This is a genomic window from Kaistella haifensis DSM 19056, from assembly GCF_000735695.2.
Taxonomy (GTDB): Bacteria; Bacteroidota; Bacteroidia; order Flavobacteriales; family Weeksellaceae; genus Kaistella; species Kaistella haifensis.
The window spans coordinates 84,392-91,648 of the sequence record NZ_JASZ02000017.1; the positions used below are offsets into that span (position 1 = coordinate 84,392).

Below are 7,257 nucleotides of genomic sequence, written 5' to 3' on the forward strand. Positions count from 1 at the left end.
TTTTAATTCATTCTAAATAAAAACTTATTAATGAAAAAGCAAATACTATCTGCGAGTCTTCTTGTTGTTGCGTTATCAGCACAAGCACAAATGAAATTTGAACCAATCAGCGATACGGTAAAAATACAATTGATTGAGGATATCAATCTTCATAAAACCGGAAACCCGAATGTTGCAAAACCATTGTCAACGAAATCGAATCTTACGGTAATGGAAACTCCGCAGCCGATTGCAATTGTTACCCACGAGATTATCGAACAGCAACAAGCAAAGCAGTTGAGCGATGTTTTGCAAAATGTGAACGGTTTGTACATCACATCATCAAGAGGGAATTCTCAGGATAGTTTTGGTGGAAGAGGTTTCAGTTTAGGTAATGATAATATTTTCAAGAATGGAACTCGTATAAATAGCGGTGTTTTTCCGGAAGTTTCCGGCTTGGAAAGGGTGGAAGTATTGAAAGGAGCCAACGCAATGCTTTACGGAAATACCGCGGCTGGAGGAATTATCAACATGGTGACTAAAAAACCAAGATTCAATTTTGGTGGTTCTGTAGGTTTCAGTGCGGGAAGCTGGAATTCCTATAAACCTACTGTTGATTTCTATGGTCCGCTTACGGATAATGTAGCGTTCCGAGTGAATGGCGCTTATGAAACTGCGGATAGTTTTCGTGATCAAGTGTCTTCTGAAAAATATTATTTCAATCCTTCTTTTTTATTCAATTTAGGTGAAAAATCCCAGTTGATTGTGGAGGCAGATTATTTGAGAAATGATTTCACGCCAGATTTTGGGGTTGGTTCAATTACCAATGCTGATTTGAGTTATTCATTGAACGATAAAGTTGGCAGAAATGTGTTTTTCGGGACCGACTGGCAATACCAGAATGTAGAACAAGCTTCTACCAATATTACTTTTAACCATCAGTTGAGTACCAACTGGACTTTAAACGCGGTAGCTTCCTATCAAAATTATACCAAAGATTATTTTTCTTCGGAGCGAGTGCAATGGGGTTACATTAAAAATAATGCGTCCGTGGATCCTACGCGTTTGGCATGGGTACGTCCTTTCAATAAAACTTATAATGAACAAAATTACGGATCGGCTCAGGTGAATATTAATGGTGAATTCAATACCGGGAAAATTAATCATAAAGTATTATTCGGTGCAGATGCCGATTATAGCCAAGCTGATTCTTACGCATATACGTTGAGTTCTACCAACAATGTTCTTTATTTGGATGATGCTTCCACATGGGGAAGTGTAGCAATGCCGTCGGCGACTGCAAATACCAAAAATCGAATTAATACCAGAAGAGTTGGTGCGTATGCGCAAGATTTTATCAGTCTTACCAAACAATGGAAGGTGATTGCAGGTTTGCGGTGGTCTTACATTGAGAATATGCCAACGATTAACACCAAATTTTCGACAGGTGAAAAGAAATTGTTAGACAACACAGGAACTTCTGATCAGGCTTTTTCTCCAAAAGTAGGCGTTGTTTATATGCCAAATGATAATATGTCTGTGTTTGCAACTTATACCAATTCATTCGCAGCAAATTCCGGAGAAACTTCTACAGAATTGCAATCCATCAATACCGCTGGAACTGCTGCTGAGGTTTTGGCACAAGTGCAAAGTATTTCAAGACAAGGAATAAAACCAACCACCATTGATCAATACGAAATCGGACTTAAGAAAAATATTTGGGATAATGCTTTAGCGTTTAATATTTCCCTTTATCAAATCGATTACAATAATTTTTATCAAAGTTACTGGTATCAAAATGCTTCGGGAGCGGTTGTAACTCCGGATTCCAATTTGAAAGAATTTGCCGGAAAAATGCGCAGCCGCGGAGTAGAAGTGGATATCACCGGAAATCCTACCAAAAATATATCGCTTATCGGAGGATTTTCTTACAACAATTCTGTTTATTTAGACACTCCTGAAAAAGGCTATGTTGAGAAACAAAGACTTGTTCGAACCCCTGCTACCACAGCGAATGCATCTGTATTTTACAAATTTACTGAAGGCAACATCAAAGGATTGAAAATAGGAGCCGGCGCATATTTTATCGGGAACCGATTAGCAGGTTGGAATGATAGCAAATCCACAGTAATTACCAGAAATGGTGTTTCCAGAAGTTTCGAATTGGAAGATTATGTTACTGTAAATGCAACAATTGGGTATGAATGGAACAAGTTTTCCCTACAAGGAAAAATCGGAAATATTTTCGATACAGAAAACTACAATGTACATGAAAACTATTCGGTAAACCCGATCACTCCTAGGAACTACTACTTTACTTTAACGTACAAATTATAGATTCAGATTAAATTTTTTTTGAAAAGAGTGGAGACTTTGTTTCCGCTCTTTTTTGATGAAAAAAATCCTTAATGATTACAATATAAATCGGATATTAAGAAAAAAATATTATCTTTGCACCCTTATAATTAATCGGGACGAGTTCCCACAAAATCAAACATTTATGTCAGTAAAAATTAGATTACAAAGACACGGTAAAAAAGGAAAACCTTTTTTCCACATTGTTGTTGCAGATGCAAGAGCGAGAAGAGATGGTAAATTCATCGAAAAAATCGGGACTTATAACCCAATTACAAACCCTGCGGTTATTAATTTAGACGTGGATGCAGCGGTAAAATGGTTAAACAATGGTGCGCAACCAACCGATACTGCAAGAGCAATCCTTTCTTACAAAGGTGCACTTTACAAAAAACACTTACAAGGTGGTGTTGCGAAAGGTGCTTTCTCTGCAGAAGAAGCTGATAAAAAATTCGCTGCTTGGTTAGAAGAAAAAGAAGGTGCAGTAAAAAACAAAAAGGAATCTTTAACTAAAGCCCAAAAAGAAGCTAAAAATGCAGCTCTTGAAGCAGAAGCTAAAGTAAACCAAGCAAGATTAGACGCTGCTGCAAAAGCAGAAGCTGATGCGAAAGCGGAAGAAGAAGCTAAATTAGCGGAAGAAAAAGCTGCTGCTGATGCAAAATTGGCTGAAGAGAAAACAGCTCTAGAAAATGCTGCTGAAGTTGTAGGAAGCGCTGCTGCTGCTGTAGTAGATACAGTTGCAAATGTAACGGAAAAAATTGCTGATGCAGTTGCTCCTAAAAATGATGCAGATACAGAAGGAACTGAAGAAGCGAAAGCTTAATTTTATTCTGTAAAATAATCTTACAAAATAATCGCAAAGACGCCTTTTTGGCGTCTTTGTTATTTTAAAACCCTTTATATTTGCAATATATTATGTAAAATCATAAGGTCATTTCAAGACTTTCTTTGAAATTACAATGCATTAATTATTAATAAAATGAGAAAAGAAGATTGCTATTTCTTAGGAAAAATCACCAGAAGACATGGTCTTCAAGGAAATGTTTTTCTTAAGTTAGATACAGATCAGCCCGAAATGTACCAAAAACTCGATTCCATATTTGTGGAAATCAACGGTTTGCTGGTTCCATTTTTTGTTGCTAAACAATCCTGGAGTAAAGGTGATACACTGATCATATCCTTTAAAAATTCTACCGAAGCTTTGGTTGAACAATCATTAGGAAAAGATGTTTATATGCCACTTTCTACTTTGCCTAAACTTACCGGAAACAAGTTCTATTACCACGAAGTTGTAGGTTTTGAAATTAGGGAGGAAGATGGCAAAAGTTGCGGAACAATTGTTTCCATTAATGATCAAACTGCGCAACATTATTTTTATCTGGATCTTGCCGGAACACAGATTATTATTCCGATTATTAAAGAATGGATTTTGGAATTAAACCGCGAAGAAAAATATCTCAAAATGGCTTTGCCGGAAGGTTTGATGGATGTTTTCCTAATTCCATCTAAAAAAGATGAATAATATTTTAGGCCTTTTTTAAGTAATTTTTTTCAATTTTTTTTGAAGGAAAATGCATTAATAATTTCCAAGAAAAAACGGACGCCATCATCAAAAATTACGCCAAAATTTATTACATTTGTATTTATTGTTAAATAAGAAAAGTCGGAAATCTTATTTTCCGAGTGATATATAAAAATTGAATGTCAGCAATGAGAACGACGATTAACGAATTACTTTCAGATTATAAAAAAGTTTTACATCACGATATAACTGTACAAGGCTGGGTGAGAGCATTTCGCTCCAACCGTTTTATCGCTTTGAACGATGGTTCCACGATCAATAACCTGCAAGTGGTTGTAGATTTTGAAAAATTTGATGAAAATATTCTGAAAAATATCAGCACAGCTTCTTCCGTGAAAATTGTTGGTGAGGTGGTAGAAAGTCAGGGAGCTGGACAAAATATCGAAGTTATCGCTAAGAAAATTCAAATTTTAGGAGATAATTTTACCGAAGAAAGAGACAAAACCATTTTACAACCCAAAAAACACTCGCTGGAAGTTCTTCGCGAGCAAGCGCACTTGCGTTTTCGTACCAACTTGTTTGGAGCGGTTTTCAGAGTGAGAAGTGCGATCAGCTTTGCGATTCATCAATTCTTTAACCAGAATCAGTTTTTCTACATGAATACTCCTATTATTACTGGTGCTGATGCGGAAGGAGCCGGAGAAATGTTTGGGGTAACCAATTTTGATCTGAACAATATCCCGCGAGACGAAAACGGAGATATCGATTTTGAGCAAGATTTCTTCGGGAAAAAGACCAATCTAACGGTTTCCGGTCAGTTGAATGTGGAAACTGCAATGATGGGCTTGGGTAGAGTGTATACTTTCGGGCCGACTTTCCGGGCTGAGAATTCTAATACCACGCGTCACCTCGCCGAGTTTTGGATGGTGGAACCTGAAGTCGCGTTCAATAATCTTGAAGATAATATCGATTTGGCAGAAGATTTCTTAAAATATGTGATCGGTTATGCGTTAGAAAATTGCAAAGACGATTTGGAATTTTTGGATAAAAGGTTTGCCGAAGAACAAAAACAAAAACCTGAAAAAGACAGAGCTTCAGAAGGTTTGATTGAGAAATTGGAAAACGTTATCAAGAAAAGATTTAAGAGAGTTTCTTATACGGAAGCGATCGAAATTCTAAAAAATTCTAAAGAAAACAAAAAAGGCAAGTTCCAGTTTCCTATTGAAGATTGGGGTGCAGATTTGCAAAGCGAACACGAAAGATATTTGGTTGAAAAGCATTTTGAAAGTCCAGTAGTACTTTTCGATTATCCGAAAGAAATCAAAGCATTCTACATGAAACTCAATGAAGATGGGAAAACTGTAGCAGCAATGGATGTGCTTTTCCCAGGAATCGGTGAAATTATCGGAGGTTCGCAAAGAGAGGAAAGATACGATGTTCTGACCGAGAAGATGAAGGCCATGAATGTTGATGCACACGAACTTTGGTGGTATATAGATACCCGAAAATTCGGTTCGGTTCCGCACGCAGGTTTCGGTCTTGGACTTGAAAGACTGGTGCTTTTCGTAACGGGAATGACGAATATTCGAGATGTAATTCCTTTCCCAAGAACACCAAAAAATGCCGAATTTTAGCCAATAAAACTCATTAAAACTGATAATCTTCATTCGAATTAAAACCAGAGAAAACTGTTCATTAACCAAAAAACGGAAAAATAATTCCAAACAATGCTGAAACAAAATCTACAATTAAAACTCGGGCAAAAACTCGCACCACAACAAATCCAACTGATGAAGCTGATCCAATTGCATACCTTGGAATTTGAAGAAGAATTGGAGCGCGAACTTGAAGAAAATCCGGCACTCGAAAAAGTTCAGGAAGAAACGAAAGAGGACGATTATGCATCTTTGGATGAGGCTTACGAGGACGAAGGAACTGAAACCATCAGTACCGATTTTGATGTGGATGAATATATTTTTGATGATGAACCGGCCTATAAAACGGCTTCAAGTAATTATTCGGCGGACGATGAGGATTTTGATAACGAATCACTTCTCACTGAAGGGCAATCGTTATATGATTATCTTTTGGAGCAGATTAATCTCAGCAGTATCGAAGGTGAAGACCTGAAAATTGCAGAATATTTGATTGGAAATCTCGATAATGATGGGTATTTAAGAAGAGAAATCAAACAAATTGTTGACGATTTAGCTTTTTCACAAGGAATTTATACGACCCAGGAAAAAGTGACCGATATTCTTGAAAATTATGTTCAAAAACTTGATCCGCCAGGAGTGGGAGCGAGAAATCTTCAGGAATGTCTTCTGTTGCAAATTGAGAAAAAAGTAAGTGCAGATAAGGCTGTGATTTTGGCAGGAAATATCCTGAGAAATCAGTTTGATGCTTTAACCAATAAGCACTACAATAAAATCATCCAGAAATATGACATCGAAGAAGATGATTTGAAAGATGCGTTGGAAGTGATTTCGAAACTATCGCCGAAAGTTGGAGGAAATTTCGATACACAAACCATCACCATTAACCAAGAAATCATCCCGGATTTTGTCATTCAAATTAAAGAAACAAAAAATGGACAAGTAGATGTGATTCCTTTATTAAATAGTAAAAATGCACCTACACTGAGAGTTTCGGAAGAATACAAAGACATTCTTACCACCTATTCTCACGATAAAAAATCTGCTGATCATAAGCAAGCAGCACTTTTCATCAAGCAAAAGTTGGATGCGGCGAAATGGTATATTGATGCCATTAATCAACGACAAAATACTTTGTTGCAAACCATTTCCGCAATTGTGAAACTGCAGAAAAATTATTTTATCACAGGTGATGAAAAATCTCTGAAACCAATGATTTTGAAGGATGTTGCAGATATTACAGGGTTTGATATTTCTACAATTTCAAGGGTGGTAAAAAGCAAATATGCCGACACACCGAACGGAATTGTTTATTTGAAAAACCTTTTCTCCGACTCATTAACCAATGATGATGGCGAGGAAGTTTCAACAAAGGAAATTAAAAATTATCTTCAGGAAGTCATCAACAACGAAAACAAAAGAAAACCGCTGACCGATGATGCCTTGGTAGGCCTGTTAAAAGAAAAAGGTTACAATATCGCAAGGCGAACCATTGCAAAATATCGGGAACAGCTTAATATTCCGGTAGCAAGATTAAGGAAAGAGTTATAAAAAAAAGTCAGAGAAATCTGACTTTTTTGTTTTATTGCTGCTGCTGATCTATTTTCTGCAAATCTTCCAGGTTTTTGCTTAAGCGCTTTAGCAGGATACCATATACGAGTCGATAATATACCCAAATCAAAATCACACTGATGGCCATCATAATAACAGTTCCTACCAAAAAGCCAATTAATGTGTCTCTCCTTA

5 protein-coding genes are annotated in these 7,257 nt (G+C 36.7%); all 5 read left to right on the forward strand.

Features of this window, described 5'->3' with window-relative positions:
* Positions 1 to 30: 30 nt before the first annotated feature.
* The 5 genes from AP75_RS08910 (at position 31) to rpoN (ending at position 7,062) form a co-directional block, all read left to right on the forward strand.
* The gene (locus AP75_RS08910) at positions 31 to 2,316 is read left to right on the forward strand and encodes a TonB-dependent siderophore receptor (RefSeq protein ID WP_088264344.1); all 2,286 of its coding nucleotides are present in this window, start codon (positions 31 to 33) and stop codon (positions 2,314 to 2,316) included.
* Positions 2,317 to 2,479: 163 nt separating this feature from the next.
* Positions 2,480 to 3,157 carry a 30S ribosomal protein S16 gene (locus AP75_RS08915; RefSeq protein ID WP_088264352.1) on the forward strand — a complete coding sequence of 226 codons (678 nt, stop codon included), beginning with the start codon at positions 2,480 to 2,482 and terminating at the stop codon, positions 3,155 to 3,157.
* 156 nt (positions 3,158 to 3,313) lie between these two features.
* Entirely contained in the window at positions 3,314 to 3,856 is a 543-nt protein-coding gene (rimM, locus tag AP75_RS08920) for a ribosome maturation factor RimM (RefSeq protein ID WP_031502494.1), read from the forward strand.
* 188 nt (positions 3,857 to 4,044) lie between these two features.
* On the forward strand, positions 4,045 to 5,490 hold the full coding sequence (gene asnS, locus AP75_RS08925; protein WP_031502496.1) for an asparagine--tRNA ligase: 1,446 nt from the start codon (positions 4,045 to 4,047) through the stop codon (positions 5,488 to 5,490).
* A 93-nt stretch (positions 5,491 to 5,583) separates the two neighbouring features.
* On the forward strand, positions 5,584 to 7,062 hold the full coding sequence (gene rpoN / locus AP75_RS08930; RefSeq protein WP_088264346.1) for an RNA polymerase factor sigma-54: 1,479 nt from the start codon (positions 5,584 to 5,586) through the stop codon (positions 7,060 to 7,062).
* Positions 7,063 to 7,257 lie beyond the last annotated feature (195 nt).